This is a genomic window from Streptomyces sp. WM6372 (assembly GCF_001279655.1).
Classification (GTDB): Bacteria; Actinomycetota; Actinomycetes; order Streptomycetales; family Streptomycetaceae; genus Streptomyces.
On sequence record NZ_LGDB01000110.1, the window covers coordinates 1 to 426 of the forward strand.

The 426-nt window shown below is 72.8% G+C and carries 1 protein-coding gene and 1 pseudogene; both read left to right on the forward strand.

Translation table 11 applies throughout. The features are described from left to right. Positions 1-100, forward strand: a pseudogene (locus ADK52_RS41290) (sulfate adenylyltransferase small subunit); the annotation flags it as partial. A 2-nt stretch (positions 101-102) separates the two neighbouring features. Then, on the forward strand, positions 103-426 hold a 324-nt coding region (locus ADK52_RS09675; RefSeq protein WP_234343611.1), incomplete at its 3' end, for a GTP-binding protein.

Sequence of the window (426 nt, forward strand, 5' to 3'; positions counted from 1 at the left end):
GATCGCCGCCTCCCGGCTCACCGAGCGGGGCGCGACCCGCGCCGACGACAAGATGTCCGAGGCCGCGATGGAAGACCGCAAGCGCGAAGGGTACTTCTAACCATGACCCCCACCACGAACGCCGCCCTGGGCGGCATCGCCGCCGGCACGTCGCTGCTGCGCTTCGCGACCGCGGGCTCCGTGGACGACGGCAAGTCCACCCTGGTCGGGCGGCTGCTCTACGACTCCAAGTCGATCCTCGCCGACCAGCTGGAGGCGGTGGAGCAGGCCTCGCGCGGCCGCGGCCAGGACGCCCCCGACCTCGCACTGCTCACCGACGGCCTGCGCGCCGAGCGCGAGCAGGGCATCACCATCGACGTCGCCTACCGCTACTTCGCCACCACCCGGCGCCGGTTCATCCTCGCCGACACCCCCGGCCACGTGCAG